Below are 23,191 nucleotides of genomic sequence, written 5' to 3'. Positions count from 1 at the left end.
GGCGCAACAGGCATCACAGTTTATCCAGCAACTTCTTCACATCCTTGCCGTCCTGCGAATCTTTATTACGATCCGCCCAGCCGCTCAGCCGACGTTTCGCTTCATCCTGCAGATGCTTGCGCAGGATCTGATCCACCTGGAGGCTATAATTCAGAGCCTGCCATTTGCCGTATACGCTCAATGGGACCGGCGTCTCTTTCAGGAAGTCGATGAGCTTACTTTCTCCCTGCCAGCCGGAAAGTACCCGCACGTTAAAGCGCGTGTCCGCCGTCTCTTTGACCAGATCCAGCTTACCTTCGCCCGTCAATGATAAGAGTGAAGAGGTACCCTGCATTCCGTCGAGAGAGAGTTGTCCGTTGTCCAGCGTCAGGTCCGTGGTGAAGCTGTCGAGTCGCGTGGCGCTGTCGTAGTTCTCCTGGGCTTTCACATCGCTGCTGCGCTCTACCGCCTGCTGCACCAGCTGCTGGAAGTTGAGCCCTTCCATACGGGAGTTTTTCAGATCAAGATGCGCCTGTCCCTGCCACTCGCGACGGAAAGCCTCGGCATCAATTTTCGTGCCGGAGAAGTCCCCCGCCAGCGTCAACTGCCCCGTCAGGGATATCGGGTAGTTAAACGCGTTCAGGATGGTTCCTATCTCAACGTTATCGAGACGCGGCTGGAATTCGGCGCTGGCAACGTCTTTACGGACATCCAGCGTGCCGGGCAGCGAGAGGTGCCCTGCGCCCATCTTGCCACTCAGTTCGGAGATCACCAGCAAACCGTTATGGTTAAACATCTGGCTGCTCACGTCGGTAAAGTCCATGCCGCGCCAGCGCAGGCTAGTGGCTTTCAGCAGAATATCCGCCGTGAATCCGCGCAGGGCGTTATAGTCAGGCTGATCGAGATTCGACGAAATAACCGGGCGTGATACCGCTGCCTGGCTTTGCCCCGTCTGCGCCGCATTGCTGTCCGTGGCGCTGGCTGGCAGAGGCGGCAACAGATTTTCCAGGTTGAGCTTGTCAAACTGCAGATTCAGCACCCACTTCGGCTTTTCTTCGAGCGTGACGCTGGCCTGCCCTTTCAGACTACTGTCATTTGCCTGCAGGTTGAGGTTATCCAGCTCCAGCTGTTTTTGTTCCTCGCGCCACACGGCCTGCAGCGTCCCCTGCCCGGCGATCCCCTGGGTAGGAAGATCGGCCCCCGTCAGCTGCCAGTCCAGCTGCTGAATGTCGGCGGTGAGCTGGTGCGGATAGTCTGACGCGTTAACGCTGGCATTCAGCGACAGGGTCAGATCGCGCTGATCGCGGTTCACGCGCCCGCTGAATTCCACCGACGCAATATGGTGTGCATCCTGTTCCATCTGCAGGTTAATGTTGCGAACGGTGACCTGCTCTTCGTGCTCATGCTGGAAAACCAGTACGCTATCGGCCACTTTCAGTTTGCCAATATCAAAGGACCAGCCTGTATCAGACGGCTCATCAGGCAGGGTGTTTTCGCGCGGTGCCACCGGCGCGTTAGCAGCACGCACGGCCTCGGTTTGCGGGGTGAGCTGAATCACCGCGCCTTTCAGCATCACCTGATTCACCTGCAGCTGATGGGAAATGAGCGGAATCAGCGCCACATCAAGGCGCATGTTGTCTGCGGAAACCAGCGGCTGGGATGCCCCCGGCGCCGTGAGCGACATGCGGCCAGAGAGAATACTGAGCTGCGGCCAGACGTGCCAGCGCAGCGGCCCATCAAGCTTCAGTTGATAACCACTGCGTGCCTCGACCTGCCGCACCATGTAAGCGCGGAAGTCATTGGGGTTAACCAGCAGAACCAACGCCGAAAGGCCAGCCACCAGCACCACCAGCAAAATCATCAGCGTTGTCAGAACTCTTCTCATGGCATCCTCAATGGACTAACGATCAGTCTTTATCAATACGGCTGGCAACCGCACCCTGCTGGTCGCGATATTTTGCGTCCTGGCGGCGGTTATACGGCCTGTCTGCCGGGCCTGACAGCGGTTCAAAACTCAACGCGCCGATCATCATGCCCGGACGAAGCGCCAGCGGCAATTTACCGGCATTGAAGAATTCCAGCACGATACGTCCTGACCAGCCTGGATCGATACGGTGCGCGGTCACGTGTACCATCAGCCCCAGTCGCGCCAGCGAAGAGCGGCCATCAAGCCAGCCGACGAGGTCCGCAGGCAGGGTGACGGATTCAAATGTGACCGCCAGCGCCAGTTCACCCGGATGCAGATAAAAGGCTTCGCCGTCGTCGATAACGATTTCATCACTCATCACGCGATCGAGCGCGGCGCTGACTTCGTCCTTCGGACCGCTGAGGTCGATGAACGGTGCGGTATGGCCGCTAAAGGTGCGGAATTTATTCCCCAACCGGACATCAACGGTCACCCCATTGATACGCTCAACAGGTGGACGCGGGGTAATAGACAAACGGCCTTCATCCAGCCAGGCTTCTATATCGCGATCACAAAGACGCACGCCTCTTTCTCCTTTCATGCAACGTACCCTGAGTCGGTAAGCGCTCAGGGTAAAACCAGGTTATCTCTGAACGGTACACAATTCACGCGGCTTATTCAAAAAACTGGCTGATTTTCGCTTTTAAGATATCAATCGCAATGCGGTTTTTACCCCCGCGCGGCACGATAATATCGGCGTATTGTTTGGAGGGTTCAATAAACTGCAGGAACATTGGGCGGACCGTTTTCTGGTATTGCGCCATCACGGAGTCCATTGAACGGCCGCGTTCATTAACGTCACGCTTGATGCGGCGCATCAGGCAGATATCCAGCGGAGTATCGACGAAAATCGAGAAGTTCATGGATTCACGCAGGCGGGCATCGGTCAGCAGCAGGATGCCTTCAAGGATAATGACCTTTTTCGGCTCGATGCGGATCGTTTCCTGGGTGCGGGTATGTTCGACATAACTGTAAACGGGCAGTTCAATCGCCTGGCCGCTCTTAAGCGCTTCTAAATGCTGGAACAGCAGGCTGTGATCCATTGCATTGGGGTGGTCATAGTTCGTTTTAACGCGCTCTTCCATCGACAGATGGGATTGATCTTTGTAATAGCTGTCTTCGGGAATGACGCCGATATGCTCATCACCTACTTGTTCACGCAGTTCGCGATAAAGCGTACTGGCAATTAGACTTTTACCTGAAGCCGATGCGCCGGCGATGCCTATAATGACGCACTGATGAGACTTATCAGTCATAAATTTAGCGACCTGATTAACCTGGATGTTAAGGAAGGACGACGCCGGAGCGTCAAACGCGGCAATTATAGGGATTTCGCGGGCGTGATACCAGTCGAATGCACAGGTTCTGCGAGACTGACCGAAAAGTGACAACTTATTCCCTGAATGAAATTTAAATGACCATTTTTTCACCGTTTCACCGTTTTTTTTAACGGAGTAAGTATTTAATAAGTCTGTGGTGTCAAATTCTGAGCGGTCACCATATGAATTGTAAATTGTTTGTACTAGCATAAACCAAATTATCAAATTCACGCGTTCGGACATCTTCCCTGACGGCATGGCGTCTCTGGATAAAGCGGTAATGAATAAACAATACCAGCGGGTTTTGGTGACTACCCCACATCCTTTAACACGACTTGTCTGTCTGGGCCTGGTCACCTTTATCTTTACCTTATTTTCGCTGGAACTCACCCGTTTCGGCACCCTGCTGGCTCCGCTCTGGTTCCCCACCGCCATTATGATGGTGGCGTTTTACCGCCATGCCGGAAAAATGTGGCCGGGCATTGCCCTGGCCTGCTCGTTCGGTAATGTTCTGGCCTCGTGGATGCTGTTCTCCTGGGGATCGGTCAGCCTCATCTATCCTTCGATCAACGTCATTGAGGCCGCTATCGGTGCGCTGTTTCTGCGCAAATGGCTCCCATGGTACAACCCGCTGCAGAATCTGAACGACTGGATCCGCGTGGCCATCGGCAGCGCGCTGGTGCCACCGCTGGTGGGCGGTATTCTGGTGACCCTGCTGGCCCCCGGTCCAGAGCCACTGCGTAATTTCTTCGTCTGGGTATTGTCAGAAGCGATTGGCGCGCTGGCGCTGGTGCCGCTAGGGCTGTTGTTTAAGCCGCATTATCTGCTGCGCCACCGCGATCCGCGGTTGCTGCTGGAAACGCTGACCACGCTGGCCGTGACGTTAGCCCTCAGTTGGGCAGCCATCACCTGGCTACCGTGGCCCTTCACCTGCGTGATCGTTCTGCTGATGTGGAGCGCCGTGCGCCTGCCGCGGATGGAAGCGTTCATGGTGTTTCTGGTCACCGTGATGGTGGTGTCGCTGATGATTGCCCGCAACCCTCTGGCGCTGACCACCCAGCACGCCGGGCCGATGCTGAACGCCCCCTGGCTGCCGTTCCTGATGCTGCTCCTGCCCGCTAACGTTATGACCATGGTGATGTACGCCTTCCGCGCCGAGCGCAAACACATCACCGAAAGCGAAGAGCGTTTTCGTAACGCAATGGAATATTCTGCCATCGGTATGGCGCTGGTCAGCATCGAAGGAAAATGGCTTCAGGCGAACAAGGCGCTGTGCAATTTCCTCGGCTACAGCCAGACGGAGCTCCAGTCGCTGACCTTCCAGCAGCTCACCTGGCCGGAAGATCTGAATACCGACCTGGAGCAGCTCGAACAGCTCATTAACGGCGACATCAATACCTATACCCTCGAGAAGCGCTATTACACGCGCGATGGAGAAGTGGTCTGGGCGCTTCTTGCCGTCTCCGTGGTGCGCCATGCCGACGGCTCGCCGCTCTATTTTATCGCCCAGATTGAAGACATTAACGACCTGAAGCAGACCGAGTGGGTCAATAAACGCCTGATGGAGCGCATCACCCTGGCAAACGAAGCAGGGGGCATCGGCATCTGGGAGTGGGATCTGGAACCCGACGTTATCAGCTGGGATAAGCGGATGTTTGAACTGTATGAAATTCCGCCGCACATCAAGCCCACCTGGCAGCTCTGGCACGACACGATGCTGCCGGAAGATCGCGCCCACGCAGAGAAGGTGCTGCGGGACTCTCTGATTTCCCGTCTGCCGTTTAAGCTGGAATTCCGCATTCGCGTGAAGGAAGGCGTGCGTCATATTCGCTCCCTGGCGAACCGGGTGCTCAATAAGCAGGGGGAAGTCGAACGGTTGCTCGGTATCAACATGGACATGACCGAGGTTAAGCAGCTTAACGAGGCGCTTTTCCAGGAAAAAGAGCGTCTGCACATTACCCTCGACTCCATCGGTGAAGCAGTGCTGTGCACCGATATCAACATGAACGTCACCTTTATGAACCCGGTCGCCGAGAAAATGAGCGGCTGGCTGCAGACCGAAGCTATTGGTCAGCCGATCCTGAAGGTGTTACACATCACCTTTGGTGAAAAAGGGCCGCTGATGGAGAATATTCACAGCGGCGATATGTCCCGTTCCGATATCGATCAGGACGTGGTGCTGAACTGCCGTACCGGCGGCAATTTTGATATCCACTACAGCATTACGCCGCTCAGCACGCTGGATGGACAGAATATCGGCTCGGTGATCGTGATTCAGGACGTGACCGAGTCGCGCAAAATGCTGCGCCAGCTCAGCTACAGCGCTTCCCACGATGCCCTGACCCATCTGGCTAACCGGGTCAGCTTCGAAAATCATCTTAAACGGCTCCTGCAGACCGTTCGCGAAACGCGCCAGCGTCATGCCCTGGTGTTTATCGACCTCGATCGCTTCAAAGCCGTCAATGACACGGCTGGCCACGCCGCGGGCGATGCCCTGCTGCGGGAACTGGCTTCCCTGATGTTAACCATGCTCCGCTCCAGCGACGTGCTGGCGCGTCTGGGCGGGGACGAGTTCGGGTTACTTTTACCGGACTGCAATCTGGAAAGCGCGCGCTATATCGCCGGTCGCCTGATTCATGCCATCAACGACTATCACTTTATGTGGGAAGGCCGCCTGCACCGGATCGGCGCCAGCGCCGGCATCACGCTGATTGATGAAAATAACCATCAGGCGTCGGAGATCATGTCGCAGGCGGACATTGCCTGTTACGCCTCAAAAAACAGCGGACGTGGCATGGTGACGGTGTATGAACCCCAGCAGGAGCGGGATCACCACACGCGCAGCATGATGTCGCTTGATGAACAGTGGCACATGATTAAAGACAATCATCTGATGATGATTGCCCGCAGCGTCGCCTCACCGCGCATCCCTGAGAGCAGTAATTTCTGGCTGCTGTCGTTACGCCTGTGGACCAGCCAGGGCGAAGTTCAGGAAGAGCATGCCTTCCGCTCGGGCCTGGCGGAACCAGAGCTTCTGCACGCCCTCGACAGGCGGATCTTTAGCGAGTTTTTCCGCACCTCAGCCGCCCAGATCGCCAGTAAAGGCATGGGGGTGGCGCTGCCGCTCTCGGAGGCCGGTTTAGCCAGCGTGACGCTGGTCGATGAACTGCTCGACCTGCTGGATAAAAGCCCGATGCCGGGCCGTCTGCTGCATCTGGTTATCTCTGTCGATGTGGTGTGCAATCCGGATAAGAACCTGCATCGGGGTCTGCAAAAGCTCCGTCAGGCGGGCTGCCGCGTGATCTTCAGCCAGGTGGGACGCGATATGAACGTCTTTACCCACCTGACCGCGAACATGGCCGACTATCTGATGCTGGATGCGGAGGTGGTAACCAACGTGTACGGCAATCTAATGGATGAGATGATGGTGACCATTGTTCAGGGCCACGCCCAGCGTCTGGGAATGAAAACCATTGCAGGCCCCTGTAACCAGCCCATCATGATGGATACGCTCTCCGGTATCGGCATCGATTTTATCTTTGGTGACACCATCGCTGAGCCGCAGCCATTAGATCTTCTTCTCAATACCAGTTATTTCGCGATCAACTGACGGTGCCCAGCCGTCGGTATACCAGATATGCAGCAGCGCATAGGAGCGCCACGGCTTCCAGCGTTCGGCATAGCGACGAATTTGCGCGGGCGTCATTCCGGCGAAGCGTTGTTTAATCAGGTAATCATCCGGCAGAAACACATCTTTCGCCTGCCAGCCGCGCAGGGCCAGATAATTTGCCGTCCAGCGCCCTATCCCCGGCCGCTGCTGTAGCGCCTTCATCCCCTCTTCTATATTCGCGGGCGGGAAAAGCGGAAATGTTCCGTCGATAACCGACTGCGCCAGATGAATCAGCGACTCCGCGCGCTTTACCGGCATGCCCAACGCTTTCAGCGCCAGCGGGTCCACTGCCGCCAGCGCCTGCGGCGTGGGGAAGCAGAGATAGCCCGGGCAATCCGCCACGGGTTCACCGCATAACGCCACCACGCGTGACGCCAGCTTCGCCGCCATCGCCACGCTCACCAGCTGCCCGAGAATCGCCCGGACGCCCTGCTCGTAAGCATCCATCGCTCCCGGCAAACGTAAGCCCGGCCTTGCAGCACCGAGATCGCCCAGCGTCTCTGCGATGTGCTGCGGATTGCAGGCAAGATCGAACAGGCGTTCGATGCGCTCAAGGCACGGCTGCGCAACCGGAATTAACCCCGGGCTGAGGGTCACGACCAGCGTGTGGGTTGCGATATCCGGCGTCACGCGGAAGATCCCCTGATGTCCCTCGCAGGCAAAACTGCGCTCGTAGTAGTCGGGCGTGACGGTTTCAATGCCCGTCACCGCACGCGCGCCAAGAAAGCCAAACATCCACTGCCAGTCGTAAGGGGGAAGCCAGTTCAGGGTGTACATCATCTCTCCTTTTGGGTTCTTCACAGCATAAACGGAAAGGTCCTGTTTCGCCTTGCTTTCATATTCCTGTTGTCGCCATGCGGACATTTCGTTAAAGTCTCGCCCCTTCTCACCGGCATGGGGATTCATCGTGTTTATTGGATTTGACTACGGTACGGCAAACTGCTCGGTTGCGATTATGCAAAACGGGCAGCCACGGCTCCTGAAAATGGAAAAAGAGAGCACGCTACTGCCGTCAATGCTCTGCGCACCGACGCGTGAAGCGGTGAGCGAATGGCTGTTCCGCCACCATCAGGTTCCGGCTTCGGCGGCGGAAACCCAGGCGCTGTTACGCCGTGCCGTCAGCTTCAACCGCGAGGAAGATATCGACGTTACGCCGTCCAGCGTGCAGTTCGGCCTCTCCTCGCTCGGACACTACATTGAAGACCCCGAAGAGGTCTATTTCGTTAAGTCGCCAAAATCCTTCCTCGGCGCCAGCGGCCTGAAGCCGCAGCAGGTCGCGCTGTTCGAAGACCTGGTGTGTGCGATGATGCTGCACATCCGCAACCAGGCGCAGACGCAGGTCCCAGAGGCGATTACCCAGGCGGTGATTGGCCGTCCGATCAACTTCCAGGGGCTGGGCGGCGACGAGGCCAACCAGCAGGCGCAGGGGATCCTGGAACGCGCAGCGCACCGCGCAGGCTTCCGCGACGTGGTATTCCAGTATGAACCCGTTGCCGCAGGGCTGGACTTCGAAGCCACGCTGACGGAAGAGAAGCGCGTATTAGTCGTGGACATCGGCGGGGGCACGACGGACTGCTCGCTGCTGCTGATGGGCCCCCAGTGGCATAACCGTCGCGATCGTGAAAACAGCCTGCTGGGACACAGCGGCTGCCGCGTAGGCGGGAACGATCTTGACATCGCCCTGGCATTCAAGAGCCTGATGCCGCTGCTCGGCATGGGCGGGCAAACGGAAAAAGGCATCGCGCTGCCGATCCTGCCGTGGTGGAACGCGATTGCCATCAACGACGTGCCGGCACAGAGTGATTTTTACAGCACCGCCAACGGCCGCTTCCTTAACGATCTGGTGCGTGATGCCCAGGATGGCGAAAAAGTCGCCCTGCTCTATAAAGTGTGGCGTCAGCGCCTCAGCTACCGCGTGGTGCGTACGGCGGAAGAGAGCAAAATCGCCCTTTCCGACCGCGCTGAGCATGCGGTCTCCCTGCCGTTTATCAGTGACGAACTGGCCACCGCCATTTCGCAGGAGGGGCTGGAGACGGCGCTCGCTCAGCCGCTGCAGCGCATTCTGGAACAGGTGCAGCTCGCGCTGGAGAACGGCAACGAGAAGCCGGATGTGATTTACCTGACCGGCGGTAGCGCCCGTTCGCCGCTGATCAAGAAAGCGCTGGCCGAACAGCTGCCGGGTATTCCGATTGCAGGTGGCGATGACTTTGGTTCCGTTACCGCTGGTCTGGCACGCTGGGCGCAGGTGATGTTTAGCTAGTGCGGTTGTGCCGGGTGGCGGCTTCGCCTTACCCGGCCTACAAAACGTGTGTTGTTGTGGTGCGGTCTGGTGCTATCTCCCACAAAACACCAAAAACGGCAACTTCCGTTGCCGTTCGCATTTACCTTGTAGGCCGGGTAAGCGAAGCGTCACCCGGCTAAAAAGAGCTCCACACTCAGACCATTCCTGACAGTCTTCCATATTTCCTCCATTTTTCCGCTGTGTTGCCTGACTAAACTAGTATCATTCCCCGAAGTATTCAGGATGAGAACGTATAACGATGAAAGGCAGTAACAAATCCCGCTGGGCAATCGCCGCTGGCATCATTGTGGTGGCCCTTGCCGCCGCCTGGTACTGGCACAGCCAATCCGCGAACTCCGCCGCACCTGCCGGTGCCACCAGCCAGGCTCAGCGCCCCACGGGCGGAGGGCGTCATGGAATGCGCGGCGGCGCCCTGGCGCCGGTTCAGGCGGCGACGGCGGTGAATAAAGCCGTTCCTCGCTATCTCACAGGTCTCGGGACCATTACCGCCGCCAACACCGCCACGGTGCGCAGCCGCGTCGACGGCCAGCTCATCGCGATCCACTTCCAGGAAGGTCAGCAGGTTAAGGCTGGTGACCTGTTGGCGGAAATCGACCCGAGCCAGTTTAAGGTCGCCCTCGCCCAGGCGCAGGGACAGCTTGCGAAAGACAACGCGACCCTCGCCAACGCCCGGCGCGATTTAGCCCGCTACCAGCAGCTGGTGAAAACAAACCTGGTGTCCCGTCAGGAGCTGGATACCCAGCAGTCGCTGGTCAGTGAAACGCAGGGCACGATCAAAGCGGACGAAGCCGCCGTGGCCAGCGCCCAGCTGCAGCTGGACTGGAGCCGCATCACCGCGCCGATTGACGGACGCGTCGGCCTGAAGCAGGTCGATATCGGCAACCAAATCTCCAGTGGCGACACCACGGGCATCGTGGTGATCACCCAGACCCATCCGATTGATTTAGTCTTTACCCTGCCGGAAAGCGATATCGCGACCGTCATGCAGGCGCAAAAAGCCGGTAAAGGCCTGGTAGTGGAAGCCTGGGACCGCACCAACAAGCAGAAACTGAGTGAAGGGTCCCTGCTCAGTCTGGATAACCAGATCGACACCACCACCGGCACCATCAAGCTGAAGGCGCGCTTTAATAACCAGGATGATGCCCTCTTTCCGAACCAGTTCGTCAATGCACGCATGCTGGTCGCGACCGAAGAGAACGCGGTGGTGATCCCCACCGCTGCGCTGCAGATGGGTAATGAAGGTAACTTCGTCTGGGTGCTTAACAGCGACAATAAAGTCAGCAAGCACCTCGTAAAAACCGGAATTCAGGACAGCCAGACGGTGGTCATCAGCGCCGGGCTTTCCGCAGGCGACCGCGTGGTCACCGACGGCATTGACCGTCTGACCGAAGGGGCCAAAGTGGAAGTGGTTGAACCTGCGAAACAGGGAGCGACCTCCTGATGCAGGTGCTGCCGCCGGGCTCTACAGGTGGGCCTTCACGCCTGTTTATCCTCCGTCCTGTCGCCACCACGTTGCTGATGGTGGCGATCCTGCTCGCCGGGATTATCGGCTATCGCTTCCTGCCCGTCTCGGCGCTGCCGGAGGTGGATTACCCAACCATTCAGGTTGTCACTCTCTATCCCGGGGCCAGCCCGGACGTGGTGACGTCCGCCATTACCGCCCCGCTGGAGCGCCAGTTCGGCCAGATGTCGGGGCTAAAACAGATGTCCTCCCAGAGTTCTGGCGGGGCATCCGTGGTGACGCTGCAGTTCCAGCTGACGCTGTCGCTGGACGTCGCCGAGCAGGAGGTGCAGGCCGCCATCAACGCCGCTACCAATCTGCTGCCGTCAGACCTGCCTAACCCACCGGTCTACAGCAAGGTGAACCCGGCAGATCCGCCGATCATGACGCTTGCCGTCACCTCCTCCGCCATGCCGATGACCCAGGTCGAAGACATGGTCGAAACGCGCGTGGCGCAGAAAATTTCTCAGGTCTCCGGCGTTGGCCTCGTCACCCTCGCGGGCGGCCAGCGCCCGGCGGTGCGCGTCAAGCTGAACGCGCAGGCCATTGCCGCGCTGGGGCTCACCAGCGAAACCATCCGCAGCGCCATCAGCAACGCGAACGTCAACTCGGCGAAGGGCTCGCTGGACGGCCCAACCCGCGCCGTGACGCTCTCGGCGAACGACCAGATGCAGTCCGCCGACGAATATCGTCAGCTGATTATCGCCTACCAGAACGGCGCGCCAGTGCGTCTGGGCGACGTGGCGACCGTAGAACAAGGCGCGGAGAACAGCTGGCTGGGGGCATGGGCCAACAAGCAGCAGGCGATCGTGATGAACGTGCAACGCCAGCCGGGTGCCAACATCATCGAAACCGCCGACAGCATCCGCACCATGCTGCCGCAGCTGATCGAAAGCCTGCCGAAGTCAGTCAGCGTGAAGGTGCTCTCCGACCGCACCACCAACATTCGCGCATCGGTCACCGACACCCAGTTTGAGCTAATGCTGGCGATTGCACTGGTGGTGATGATCATTTATCTGTTCCTGCGCAACATTCCGGCGACCATTATTCCCGCCGTCGCCGTACCGCTCTCGCTGGTCGGCACCTTTGCGGTGATGGTGTTCCTCGATTTTTCGATCAACAACCTGACGCTGATGGCGCTCACCATCGCCACCGGGTTCGTGGTGGATGATGCCATCGTCGTCATCGAGAACATCTCGCGCTATATCGAGAAAGGCGAAAAACCGCTGGCCGCTGCGCTGAAAGGCGCAGGTGAAATCGGCTTTACCATTATCTCGCTGACCTTCTCATTGATTGCGGTGCTGATCCCGCTGCTGTTTATGGGCGATATTGTCGGGCGGCTGTTCCGCGAGTTTGCCGTCACGCTGGCGGTCGCCATTCTGATCTCCGCGGTGGTATCGCTGACCCTGACGCCGATGATGTGCGCCCGCATGCTGAGCCACGAGTCGCTGCGCAAACAAAACCGCTTCTCGCGCGCCTCCGAGCGCATGTTCGAGCGCATTATTGCCGCCTACGGTCGCGTGCTGGCGAAAGTCCTTAACCACCCGTGGGCGACGCTCGGCGTGGCGCTCGGCACGCTGGCGCTCAGCGTGATGCTGTGGATTTTCATTCCGAAAGGCTTCTTCCCCATCCAGGACAACGGCATTATTCAGGGCACGCTTCAGGCCCCGCAGTCGGTCTCCTTCGCCAATATGGCGCAGCGCCAGCAGCAGGTGTCTGAGATTGTTATGAAAGATCCGGCGGTCGAGAGCCTGACCTCCTACGTGGGCGTCGACGGCACCAACCCGTCGCTCAATAGCGCGCGCCTGCAGATCAACCTCAAGCCGCTGGATGAGCGCGACGATCGCGTCAACGCCGTCATTGAGCGGCTGCAAAACGCCGTGGCCCGCGTGCCGGGCGTTGAGCTTTACCTGCAGCCGATTCAGGATTTGACCATCGATACCCAGGTCAGCCGCACGCAGTACCAGTTCACGCTGCAGGCCACCTCGCTGGATGCGCTCAGCACCTGGGTGCCGCAGCTGGTGGATAAACTCAAAACCCTGCCGCAGCTCTCGGACGTCAGCAGCGACTGGCAGGACAAGGGCCTGGCGGCGTATGTGAACGTCAACCGCGACGCCGCCAGCCGTCTGGGCATTACCATGGCGGACGTGGATAACGCCCTGTACAACGCCTTCGGTCAGCGCCTGATCTCCACCATCTACACCCAGGCGAACCAGTACCGCGTGGTGCTGGAGCACAACACCGAAAATACGCCCGGCCTGGCGGGGCTGGACTCGGTGCGCCTGACCAGCAAAGACGGCGGCATTGTGCCACTGAGCGCTATCGCCACGGTGGAAGAACGCTATACCCCCCTGTCGATTAACCATCTGGATCAGTTCCCGTCCACCACCATCTCCTTTAACGTGCCGGACAATTACTCTCTGGGTGAAGCGGTGGAGGCCATTCAGGCGGCGGAAAAAGCGGTAAGCTTCCCGTCCGATATTCAGACCCAGTTCCAGGGCAGCACCCTGGCGTTTCAGGCCGCGCTGGGCAACACCATCTGGCTGATCGTGGCGGCGGTCGTGGCGATGTACATCGTGCTCGGCGTGCTGTACGAAAGCTTTATCCACCCGATCACCATCCTTTCTACCCTGCCGACGGCGGGCGTGGGGGCACTGCTGGCATTAATGCTGGCGGGCAGCGAGCTGGACGTCATTGCCATCATCGGCATTATCCTGCTTATCGGGATCGTGAAGAAAAACGCCATCATGATGATCGACTTTGCCCTGGCCGCCGAGCGCGAGCAGGGCATGTCGCCGCGCGATGCGATTTTCCAGGCCTGCCTGCTGCGTTTTCGTCCCATCCTGATGACCACGCTGGCCGCCCTGCTGGGCGCGCTGCCGCTGATGCTGAGCACCGGCGTCGGCGCGGAGCTGCGTCGTCCGCTGGGTATCGGCATGGTCGGCGGTCTGCTGGTGAGCCAGGTGCTAACGCTGTTCACCACACCGGTGATCTACCTGCTGTTTGACCGCCTGGCGCTGTGGACCAAAAGCCGCTTCCCGAAATGTGAAGAGGAGGCATAAGTGAAGTTTTTCGCCCTCTTCATTTATCGCCCGGTGGCGACGATTTTAATCTCGCTCGCCATTACCCTCTGCGGCGTGCTGGGCTTCCGGTTGCTGCCGGTGGCGCCGCTGCCGCAGGTGGATTTCCCGGTGATCATGGTCAGCGCCTCGCTGCCGGGCGCCTCGCCGGAAACCATGGCCTCGTCCGTTGCCACGCCGCTGGAGCGTTCGCTCGGGCGGATTGCGGGGGTCAACGAGATGACCTCCAGCAGCTCGCTGGGCAGCACGCGCATCATTCTGGAGTTCAGCTTCGACCGGGATATCAACGGCGCGGCGCGCGACGTGCAGGCGGCCATTAACGCCGCACAGAGCCTGCTGCCGAGCGGGATGCCGAGCCGTCCGACCTACCGCAAGGCCAACCCGTCCGACGCGCCGATCATGATCCTGACGCTGACCTCGGATACGTACTCGCAGGGGCAGCTGTACGACTTTGCGTCTACCCAGCTGGCGCAGACAATCTCACAAATTAACGGCGTCGGCGACGTGAGCGTCGGCGGGAGTTCCCTGCCCGCCGTGCGCGTGGGGTTAAACCCGCAGGCGTTATTCAACCAGGGCGTGTCGCTGGACGACGTGCGCTCCGCCATCAGCAACGCCAACGTGCGTAAACCGCAGGGGGCGATTGAGGATAACAGCCACCGCTGGCAGATCCACACCAACGACGAGCTGAAAACCGCGGCGGAATATCAACCGCTCATCATCCACTATAACAACGGCGCGGCGGTGCGATTAAGCGACGTGGCCAGCGTCACCGACTCGGTGCAGGACGTGCGCAACGCCGGGATGACCAACGCCAAACCGGCGATTTTGCTGATGATCCGTAAGCTGCCGGAGGCCAACATTATTGAGACGGTGAACAGCATTCGCGCCCGTCTTCCGGACCTGCAGGAGACCATCCCGGCAGCAATCGATCTGCAAATTGCCCAGGATCGCTCCCCGACCATTCGCGCCTCGCTGGAAGAGGTCGAGCAAACGCTGGTGATCTCCGTCGCGCTGGTGATCCTGGTGGTCTTCCTGTTCCTGCGCTCTGGCCGCGCGACGCTGATCCCGGCGGTGGCCGTGCCGGTCTCGCTGATCGGTACCTTTGCCGCCATGTATCTGTGCGGGTTTAGCCTCAACAACCTGTCGCTGATGGCCCTGACGATTGCGACGGGCTTCGTGGTGGATGACGCCATCGTGGTGCTGGAGAACATCTCCCGCCATCTGGAAGCGGGCGTGAAGCCGCTGCAGGCTGCCCTGCAGGGCACGCGCGAGGTGGGGTTTACGGTGCTCTCCATGAGCCTGTCGCTGGTGGCGGTGTTCCTGCCGCTGCTGCTGATGGGCGGGCTGCCGGGCCGGTTGCTGCGCGAGTTTGCCGTCACCCTCTCCGTCGCGATCGGCATTTCGCTGGCGATCTCCCTAACGCTGACGCCAATGATGTGCGGCTGGATGCTCAAGCGCAGCAAACCGCACTCGCAGCCGCGCCGCAAAGGCTTTGGCCGTTTCCTGATGGCAATGCAGGAAGGCTACGGTAAATCGCTGAAGTGGGTGCTGAACCATACGCGTCTGGTCGGCCTGGTGCTGATAGGCACCATCGTGCTCAACGTGTGGATGTATATCACCATCCCGAAAACTTTCTTCCCGGAGCAGGACACCGGCGTGCTGATGGGCGGCATTCAGGCGGACCAGAGCATTTCGTTCCAGGCCATGCGCGGCAAGCTGCAGGACTTTATGAAGATCATTCGTGAAGACAAAGCCGTGGATAACGTGACCGGCTTTACCGGCGGGTCGCGCGTCAACAGCGGGATGATGTTTATTACCCTGAAACCGCGCGGCGAGCGCAACGAAACCGCCCAGCAGGTGATTGACCGCCTGCGGGTGAAGCTCGCCAAAGAGCCGGGGGCAAACCTGTTTTTGATGGCCGTTCAGGATATCCGCGTCGGCGGGCGACAGGCGAACGCCAGCTATCAGTACACGTTGCTCTCGGACGATTTGGCCGCCCTGCGCGAGTGGGAGCCGAAGATCCGCAAGGCGCTGGCCGCCCTTCCCCAACTGGCGGACGTAAACTCCGATCAGCAGGACAACGGCGCCGAGATGGCCCTGACCTACGACCGTGAAACCATGTCGCGGCTAGGTATCAACGTAGAAGCCGCCAACAGCCTGCTGAACAACGCCTTCGGCCAGCGCGAGATCTCCACCATCTACCAGCCGATGAACCAGTATAAGGTGGTGATGGAAGTTGACCCGCGCTACACCCAGGACATCAGCGCCCTGGATAAAATGTTTGTGATTAACAACGACGGCAAGGCGATTCCGCTCTCCTACTTCGCCAGCTGGCAGCCTGCCAACGCGCCGCTGTCGGTGAACCATCAGGGGCTGTCGGCGGCGTCGACCATCTCCTTTAACCTGCCCGCCGGTTCGTCACTGTCTGAGGCCAGCGATGCAATCAACCGCGCGATGACCCAGCTTGGCGTGCCGTCTACCGTCCGCGGCAGCTTCGCCGGGACCGCGCAGGTATTCCAGGAGACAATGAACTCTCAGGTGATTTTGATTCTGGCCGCCATCGCCACGGTCTATATTGTGCTGGGCGTGCTGTATGAGAGCTACGTGCACCCGCTGACCATCCTCTCGACGCTGCCGTCGGCGGGCGTGGGGGCACTGCTGGCGCTGGAGCTGTTCGGCGCGCCGTTCAGCCTTATCGCGCTTATCGGGATCATGCTGCTGATCGGCATCGTGAAGAAAAACGCCATCATGATGGTGGACTTTGCGCTGGACGCCCAGCGCAACGGCAACCTCTCGCCGGAAGAGGCCATCTTCCAGGCCTGCCTGCTGCGCTTCCGTCCGATCATGATGACCACCCTGGCGGCGCTGTTTGGCGCGCTGCCGCTGGTAATCTCGGGCGGCGACGGCTCAGAGCTGCGCCAGCCGCTGGGGATCACCATTGTCGGCGGCCTGGTGATGAGCCAGCTGCTGACGCTGTACACCACGCCGGTGGTCTATCTGTTCTTCGACCGCCTGCGGCTGCGCTTTTCGCGTAAAAACAGAAAAACGGTAAACGGGTAAATGACTGAGCTTCCCAGCAACGTTCGCTGGCAATTATGGATAGTCGCCTTCGGCTTCTTTATGCAGTCGCTGGATACGACCATCGTCAACACCGCCCTCCCCTCCATGGCGAAAAGCCTGGGGGAGAGCCCGCTGCATATGCACATGGTGATTGTCTCCTACGTGCTGACGGTTGCCGTGATGCTGCCCGCCAGCGGCTGGCTGGCCGATAAGGTCGGCGTGCGGAATATCTTCTTTACCGCCATCGTGCTGTTTACCACCGGCTCGCTGTTTTGCGCGCAGGCCAATACCCTCGACCAGCTGGTCATGGCGCGCGTGCTGCAGGGCATCGGCGGGGCGATGATGGTGCCCGTCGGGCGGTTAACGGTGATGAAGATTGTGCCGCGCGAGCAGTACATGGCGGCGATGACCTTTGTCACCCTGCCCGGTCAGGTGGGGCCGCTGCTGGGCCCGGCGCTGGGCGGCATGCTGGTGGAGTACGCCTCCTGGCACTGGATCTTCTTAATCAACCTCCCGGTAGGCATCATCGGCGCGATGGCCACCCTGGCGCTGATGCCGAACTACAAAATGCAGACCCGGCGCTTTGATTTCTTCGGTTTTATCCTGTTGGCCGCCGGTATGGCCACGCTCACCCTGGCGCTCGACGGGCAAAAAGGACTGGGGATTTCGCCCCTGACGCTCGGGCTCCTGATCGCGTTCGGTGTTACCGCCATACTGTGGTATCTATGGCACGCCAGAGGAAACGACAAGGCGCTGTTCAGCCTGGCGTTGTTTAAAAACCCCACTTACCGTCTGGGCCTGTCTGGCAGCTTCGCCGGACGCATCGGCAGCGGGATGCTGCCGTTTATGACGCCCGTTTTTCTGCAAATTGGCATGGGTTTTTCGCCATTCCACGCGGGCCTGATGATGATCCCGATGGTGCTCGGCAGCATGGGAATGAAGCGCATTGTGGTGCAGGTGGTGAACCGCTTTGGCTATCGACACGTGCTGGTGGCCGCCACGCTGGGGCTGGCGCTGGTCAGCCTGCTGTTTATGGCCGTGGCGCTGATGGGCTGGTACTACGTCCTGCCGCTGGTGCTGTTCAGCCAGGGGATCATCAACTCCATGCGCTTCTCATCGATGAATACCCTGACCCTGAAAGACCTGCCGGACGATCTGGCGAGCAGCGGCAACAGCCTGCTGTCGATGGTGATGCAGCTCTCCATGAGCGTGGGCGTGACTATTGCGGGGTTACTGCTCGGCATGTACGGTCAGCACCACCTCAGCGTCGACACGCCGGTGGCGCATCAGGTCTTTATGTATACCTACCTCAGCATGGCGATCATCATTGCCCTGCCCGCTTTCATCTTCGCCCAGGTGCCGGATGATACCAGCAAGAACGTCGTGATTAGGCGCGGCAAAAGGAGTGGCTCATGAAATTCTGGCGTCCGGGTATTACCGGCAAGCTCTTTGTAGCGATCTTCGCCACCTGTATCGTCCTGCTGATCACAATGCACTGGGCGGTGCGGGTCAGCTTCGAGCGCGGCTTTATTGATTACATCAAGCATGGCAATGAGCAGCGTTTGCAGGGACTGAGCGATGCGCTGAGTGAACAGTACGCCCAGCACGGCAACTGGCGTTTTCTGCGCAACAATGATCGCTTTATTTTCCAGATCCTGCGCTCGCTGGAGCACGATACCGGCGACGATCGTCCGGGCCCGGGCATGCCGCCGCACGGCTGGCGCACCCAGTTCTGGGTAATCGACCAGGATATGCGCCCCCTGGTTGGGCCGCGCGCGCCGATACCGCCTGACGGCACCCGGCGGGCGATTAAAGTGAATAACGCCACCGTTGGCTGGGTGATCGCCTCCCCGGTGGAGCGCCTGACGCGCAACACCGACATCAACTTTGACCGCCAGCAGCGTCGGACAAGCTGGCTGATTGTCGCCCTCTCCACGCTGCTCGCCGCGCTCGCCACCTTCCCGCTGGCGCGCGGTCTGCTCGCCCCGGTGAAACGCCTGGTGGAAGGCACGCACAAGCTCGCCGCCGGGGATTTCACTACCCGCGTCGATACCCGCAGCCAGGACGAACTGGGCAAGCTGGCGCAGGACTTTAACCAGCTCGCCAGCACGCTTGAGAAAAACCAGCAGATGCGCCGCGACTTTATGGCCGATATTTCACACGAGCTGCGTACGCCGCTGGCGGTGCTGCGCGGCGAGCTCGAGGCCATTCAGGACGGCGTGCGCCAGTTTACGCCCGAATCGGTGGCCTCCCTGCAGGCGGAGGTGGGCACGCTCACCAAGCTGGTGGACGATCTCCACCAGCTCTCTATGTCCGACGAAGGCGCACTGGCCTACCAGAAGGCGCCCGTAGACGTCATTAACGTGCTGGAGGTGGCGAGCGGCGCCTTCCGCGAGCGCTTTGCCAGCCGCAACCTGAAAATCGACCTCTCCCTGCCGGACAGCGCGGTGGTGTTTGGCGACAAAGATCGGCTGATGCAGCTGTTCAACAATCTGCTGGAAAACAGCCTGCGCTACACCGACAGCGGCGGCGGGCTGCTGATTTCCGGCAGACAGGAAAACGGGCGCTTTGCCCTTACCTTCGCGGATTCCGCACCCGGCGTGCAGGACGCGCAGCTGGAAAAACTGTTTGAACGTTTTTACCGTACCGAAGGCTCCCGCAATCGCGCCAGCGGCGGATCCGGTCTGGGGCTGGCGATTTGCGTTAACATCGTCGAGGCGCATAATGGCACGATCCGCGCCGCCCATTCGCCTTTTGGCGGGGTTAGCATTACAGTAGAGTTACCTCTGGAACGGGATTTATCGAGAGAAGTATGACCGAGTTACCGATTGACGAAAACACGCCGCGCATTTTGATCGTCGAAGACGAACCCAAGCTGGGACAGCTGCTGATCGACTATTTACGCGCGGCCAGCTATGCCCCGTCACTGATCAGCCACGGCGATCAGGTGCTGCCTTACGTGCGCCAGACCCCGCCGGACCTGATCCTGCTGGATCTAATGCTTCCCGGGACCGATGGCCTGACCCTGTGCCGGGAAATTCGCCGCTTCTCCGACGTACCGATCGTCATGGTCACCGCCAAAATTGAAGAGATTGACCGCCTGCTGGGGCTCGAAATCGGCGCGGACGACTATATCTGCAAGCCCTACAGTCCGCGCGAGGTGGTTGCCCGCGTGAAAACCATTCTGCGCCGCTGCAGGCCGCAGCGCGAGCTTCAGGTGCTGGACGCCGAAAGCCCGCTGATTGTCGACGAAAGCCGCTTCCAGGCAAGTTGGCGCAGCAAGCTGCTGGACCTGACCCCTGCGGAGTTCCGCCTGCTGAAAACCCTCTCCCACGAGCCGGGAAAAGTCTTCTCCCGCGAACAGTTGCTGAACCACCTGTACGACGATTACCGCGTGGTGACCGACCGCACCATCGATAGCCACATCAAAAATCTGCGCCGCAAGCTGGAGGCGCTGGACGCCGAACAGTCGTTTATTCGCGCGGTGTATGGCGTGGGGTATCGCTGGGAAGCTGATGCGTGCAGGATAGCGTGACCTTTCGACGCTGAAACCCGCCCCAGGGCGGGTTTTTCTTTTCTGGAATCAATTCAGGAATCAACCATACTCTTTTTACCGGTTCGCTTGCTTATAACTGGTGCCTTTCACTTTACTTTCGATCAAGGAGTTCCTATGTCTAGTTGGTTCGAATTAAGTAAAAGCAGTGATGGTCAGTTCAGGTTTGTGCTGAAGGCGGGTAACGGTGAGACCATTCTTACCAGCGAGCTTTACACCAGTAAAAGTGCCGCCGAAAACGGCATTGCCTCCGTACGCACGAACAGCCCCCTGGACGAGCGCTATGAGAAGAAAACAGCCTCTAACGGTAAGTACCATTTCAATCTCAAGGCAGGCAATCATCAGGTGATTGGCAGCAGTCAGCTTTATGCAACGGAACAATCGCGTGATAAGGGTATCGCCTCGGTCAAAACTAACGGGTCCACTCAGACGGTAAAAGACAACTCCTGACAACACGAAGCACGCCGGAAGAGCGGTGACGCGACCCGGCGCTTTACCTCCCTGCCCCGCAGCGCTACAATGCCCGCCCTTAATGTGGGGGATCTCCCCTTACCGCTGCACCTGGTGCACGCGGATCTGACCTGTCATCAGAACGAGAACAAACATGTTTAAACCGGAACTCCTTTCCCCGGCGGGAACGCTGCAAAATATGCGTTACGCTTTCGCCTATGGCGCCGACGCCGTGTATGCGGGCCAGCCGCGCTACTCGCTGCGCGTGCGTAACAACGAATTCAACCACGAGAACCTGCAGCTCGGCATCAACGAGGCGCACGCTCTGGGTAAAAAATTCTACGTCGTAGTCAACATCGCGCCGCACAACGCCAAGCTGAAAACATTTATCCGTGACCTGAAGCCGGTGGTGGATATGGGGCCGGACGCGCTGATCATGTCGGACCCGGGTTTAATCATGCTGGTTCGGGAGAACTTCCCGGAGATGGATATCCACCTCTCCGTACAGGCTAACGCCGTCAACTGGGCAACGGTGAAGTTCTGGAAGCAGATGGGGCTGACCCGCGTCATCCTGTCTCGCGAGCTTTCGCTGGAAGAGATCGAAGAGATCCGCACCCAGGTGCCGGATATGGAAATCGAAATCTTCGTTCACGGCGCGCTGTGCATGGCCTATTCCGGTCGCTGCCTGCTTTCTGGCTACATCAACAAACGCGACCCGAACCAGGGCACCTGCACCAACGCCTGCCGCTGGGAATATAACGTTCAGGAAGGCAAAGAGGATGACATCGGCAACATCGTCCACAAGCATGAGCCGATCCCGGTGACCAACGTTGAGCCAACGCTGGGCATCGGCGCGCCAACCGACAGCGTGTTTATGATTGAAGAAGCCAAACGTCCGGGCGAGTACATGACCGCCTTTGAAGACGAGCACGGCACCTACATCATGAACTCGAAAGATCTGCGTGCCATCGCCCACGTCGAGCGCCTGACCCAGATGGGCGTGCACTCCCTGAAGATTGAAGGTCGCACCAAATCCTATTACTACTGCGCGCGTACCGCGCAGGTGTACCGCAAAGCCATCGACGATGCGGCCGCCGGTAAACCGTTCGATACCAGCCTGCTGGAAACTCTGGAAGGCCTGGCGCATCGCGGCTATACCGAAGGCTTCCTGCGCCGTCATACCCACGACGACTACCAGAACTACGAGCACGGCTACTCCGTATCCGAGCGCCAGCAGTTTGTCGGTGACTTCACCGGCGAGCGCAAAGGCGCGCTGGCGGCCGTCGCGGTGAAAAACAAGTTCACCAAAGGCGACAGCCTGGAGCTGATGACCCCGCAGGGCAACATGAACTTTACGCTGGAGCATCTGGAAAACGGCAAAGGCGAAGCGATTGAGGTCGCGCCGGGCGACGGGCATACCGTCTGGCTGCCGGTTCCGGTAGAGGTGGAGCTGAAGTTCGCGCTGCTGATGCGTAACTTCAACGGTGAAAGCACCCGTAACCCACACGGCAAATAGTCAATCAGGGAAATTTTTTCGCGCTGGGATAATTCTTAGAATCGGATCACATACCGCTTCGTTCAATACGGGTATTATCCCCCCGCTGAAAAACATAACCCATAAATGCTAGCTGTACCAGGAACCACCTCCTTAGCCTGCGTAATCTCCCTTACGCGGGCTTATTTTTTGCCTTCTCTCTCCTCAATCCAAGCAATGAGTTCGTCAATTTGCTTCTCTGAGAACACGGCGATCCCATGCTCTGCGAGCAACGATGCCGCAACCCCCTTCCCCGCTTTATGTATGACGCGAAACGATCCGTCATAAATAAACTCACTGCCGCACGTTGGGCTGCCATCGGTTAACAATGCAGCGCTACACCCCGATTCCTGAGCAGCGCGTAGCGCAAGCCAGGCTGCAAGCTGATAATGTGCGGTCACGTCCTGCCCGGTATTTTCAATAATTCTGGCTTGCCCGCGCATTACGTCTTTGCCATCAGCGGACATAATCTCTGCCGGAGGACGCGGTACAGGCAGCCCGGCAGCCAGTTCAGGGCAGTGGATAACCAGACGTTGTTCCTGTTGCCAGCGAGCGAGTTGCGCGTTCATTCTCGCTTTTTCACTTCCGTTATAACGAACCCTGAAGCCCATCAGGCACGCGCTTACCAAAATTTTATTCATCATCACTTTCCTGTGATTACGTTCATATCATCGCTGGAGTGTAACGCGCTTTCGGGCTTATTTTGTTCCTTTCATCCTGTTCTTACCCGCTTTTTTCCTCTCTGCTATACACTCTTACTAACGCTAAAAAAGGGAG

The 23,191-nt window shown here is 59.0% G+C and carries 15 protein-coding genes; 10 read left to right on the top strand and 5 right to left on the bottom strand.

Annotated elements, in window-relative coordinates; all coding sequences use genetic code 11:
* Window positions 1-13: 13 nt before the first annotated feature.
* From asmA to udk, 3 genes are all read right to left on the bottom strand, one after another.
* Complete coding sequence (gene asmA, locus ACMGGE_RS02100; protein WP_235404543.1) at window positions 14-1,864, bottom strand: outer membrane assembly protein AsmA; 1,851 nt, start codon at window positions 1,862-1,864, stop codon at window positions 14-16.
* A gap of 22 nt (window positions 1,865-1,886) precedes the next feature.
* Complete coding sequence (dcd, locus tag ACMGGE_RS02095; protein WP_024908111.1) at window positions 1,887-2,468, bottom strand: dCTP deaminase; 582 nt, start codon at window positions 2,466-2,468, stop codon at window positions 1,887-1,889.
* A 91-nt stretch (window positions 2,469-2,559) separates the two neighbouring features.
* A complete protein-coding gene (gene udk, locus ACMGGE_RS02090; RefSeq protein WP_008500855.1) occupies window positions 2,560-3,201 on the bottom strand; it encodes a uridine kinase in 642 nt (213 codons plus the stop codon).
* 343 nt (window positions 3,202-3,544) lie between these two features.
* Between udk and ACMGGE_RS02085 the strand changes: the two genes are divergently transcribed.
* Window positions 3,545-6,874, top strand: coding sequence for a diguanylate cyclase (locus ACMGGE_RS02085; protein ID WP_045908631.1), 3,330 nt, complete (start codon window positions 3,545-3,547; stop codon window positions 6,872-6,874).
* Here ACMGGE_RS02085 and alkA read toward each other — a convergent pair.
* Window positions 6,833-7,711: a DNA-3-methyladenine glycosylase 2 gene (gene alkA / locus ACMGGE_RS02080; RefSeq protein ID WP_045908632.1), complete on the bottom strand. Its 879-nt coding sequence runs from the start codon at window positions 7,709-7,711 to the stop codon at window positions 6,833-6,835. The two genes, ACMGGE_RS02085 and alkA, sit on opposite strands and share 42 nt — an antisense overlap.
* Before the next feature lie 130 nt (window positions 7,712-7,841).
* Here alkA and yegD point away from each other — a divergent pair, with 130 nt between their 5' ends.
* The 9 genes from yegD to yegQ all read left to right on the top strand — a co-directional run bounded on the left by yegD (window position 7,842) and on the right by yegQ (window position 22,396).
* Window positions 7,842-9,194, top strand: a complete 1,353-nt coding sequence (yegD, locus tag ACMGGE_RS02075) for a molecular chaperone (RefSeq protein ID WP_069720616.1) — start codon at window positions 7,842-7,844, stop codon at window positions 9,192-9,194.
* A gap of 280 nt (window positions 9,195-9,474) precedes the next feature.
* Window positions 9,475-10,677 carry an MdtA/MuxA family multidrug efflux RND transporter periplasmic adaptor subunit gene (locus tag ACMGGE_RS02070; protein ID WP_048028298.1) on the top strand — a complete coding sequence of 401 codons (1,203 nt, stop codon included), beginning with the start codon at window positions 9,475-9,477 and terminating at the stop codon, window positions 10,675-10,677.
* Window positions 10,677-13,799 carry an MdtB/MuxB family multidrug efflux RND transporter permease subunit gene (locus tag ACMGGE_RS02065; protein ID WP_420293303.1) on the top strand — a complete coding sequence of 1,041 codons (3,123 nt, stop codon included), beginning with the start codon at window positions 10,677-10,679 and terminating at the stop codon, window positions 13,797-13,799. The genes ACMGGE_RS02070 and ACMGGE_RS02065 overlap by 1 nt, the downstream gene beginning before the upstream one ends.
* Window positions 13,800-16,877 carry a multidrug efflux RND transporter permease subunit MdtC gene (mdtC, locus tag ACMGGE_RS02060; protein ID WP_262808488.1) on the top strand — a complete coding sequence of 1,026 codons (3,078 nt, stop codon included), beginning with the start codon at window positions 13,800-13,802 and terminating at the stop codon, window positions 16,875-16,877.
* Window positions 16,878-18,293, top strand: a complete 1,416-nt coding sequence (locus ACMGGE_RS02055) for an MFS transporter (RefSeq protein ID WP_262808489.1) — start codon at window positions 16,878-16,880, stop codon at window positions 18,291-18,293. It begins immediately after the preceding gene.
* Window positions 18,290-19,693, top strand: a complete 1,404-nt coding sequence (gene baeS, locus ACMGGE_RS02050; protein ID WP_039025016.1) for a two-component system sensor histidine kinase BaeS — start codon at window positions 18,290-18,292, stop codon at window positions 19,691-19,693. The genes ACMGGE_RS02055 and baeS overlap by 4 nt, the downstream gene beginning before the upstream one ends.
* Window positions 19,690-20,412, top strand: coding sequence for a two-component system response regulator BaeR (gene baeR, locus ACMGGE_RS02045; RefSeq protein ID WP_024908120.1), 723 nt, complete (start codon window positions 19,690-19,692; stop codon window positions 20,410-20,412). The genes baeS and baeR overlap by 4 nt, the downstream gene beginning before the upstream one ends.
* Window positions 20,413-20,547: 135 nt before the next feature.
* Window positions 20,548-20,880, top strand: a complete 333-nt coding sequence (locus ACMGGE_RS02040; RefSeq protein WP_063622071.1) for a YegP family protein — start codon at window positions 20,548-20,550, stop codon at window positions 20,878-20,880.
* A 154-nt stretch (window positions 20,881-21,034) separates the two neighbouring features.
* The gene (yegQ, locus tag ACMGGE_RS02035) at window positions 21,035-22,396 is read left to right on the top strand and encodes a tRNA 5-hydroxyuridine modification protein YegQ (protein ID WP_420293302.1); all 1,362 of its coding nucleotides are present in this window, start codon (window positions 21,035-21,037) and stop codon (window positions 22,394-22,396) included.
* Between the two features lie 161 nt (window positions 22,397-22,557).
* Here the strand turns inward: yegQ and ACMGGE_RS02030 are convergent, their stop codons facing one another.
* Window positions 22,558-23,058: a DUF523 domain-containing protein gene (locus ACMGGE_RS02030; RefSeq protein WP_420293301.1), complete on the bottom strand. Its 501-nt coding sequence runs from the start codon at window positions 23,056-23,058 to the stop codon at window positions 22,558-22,560.
* Between the last annotated feature and the right edge of the window lie 133 nt (window positions 23,059-23,191).

This window comes from Enterobacter sp. BNK-22 (assembly GCF_048684805.1).
Classification (GTDB): Bacteria; Pseudomonadota; Gammaproteobacteria; order Enterobacterales; family Enterobacteriaceae; genus Enterobacter; species Enterobacter quasiroggenkampii.
Note: the sequence above shows the minus strand (reverse complement) of the source record. Positions and strands in the feature narration are given on the sequence as shown.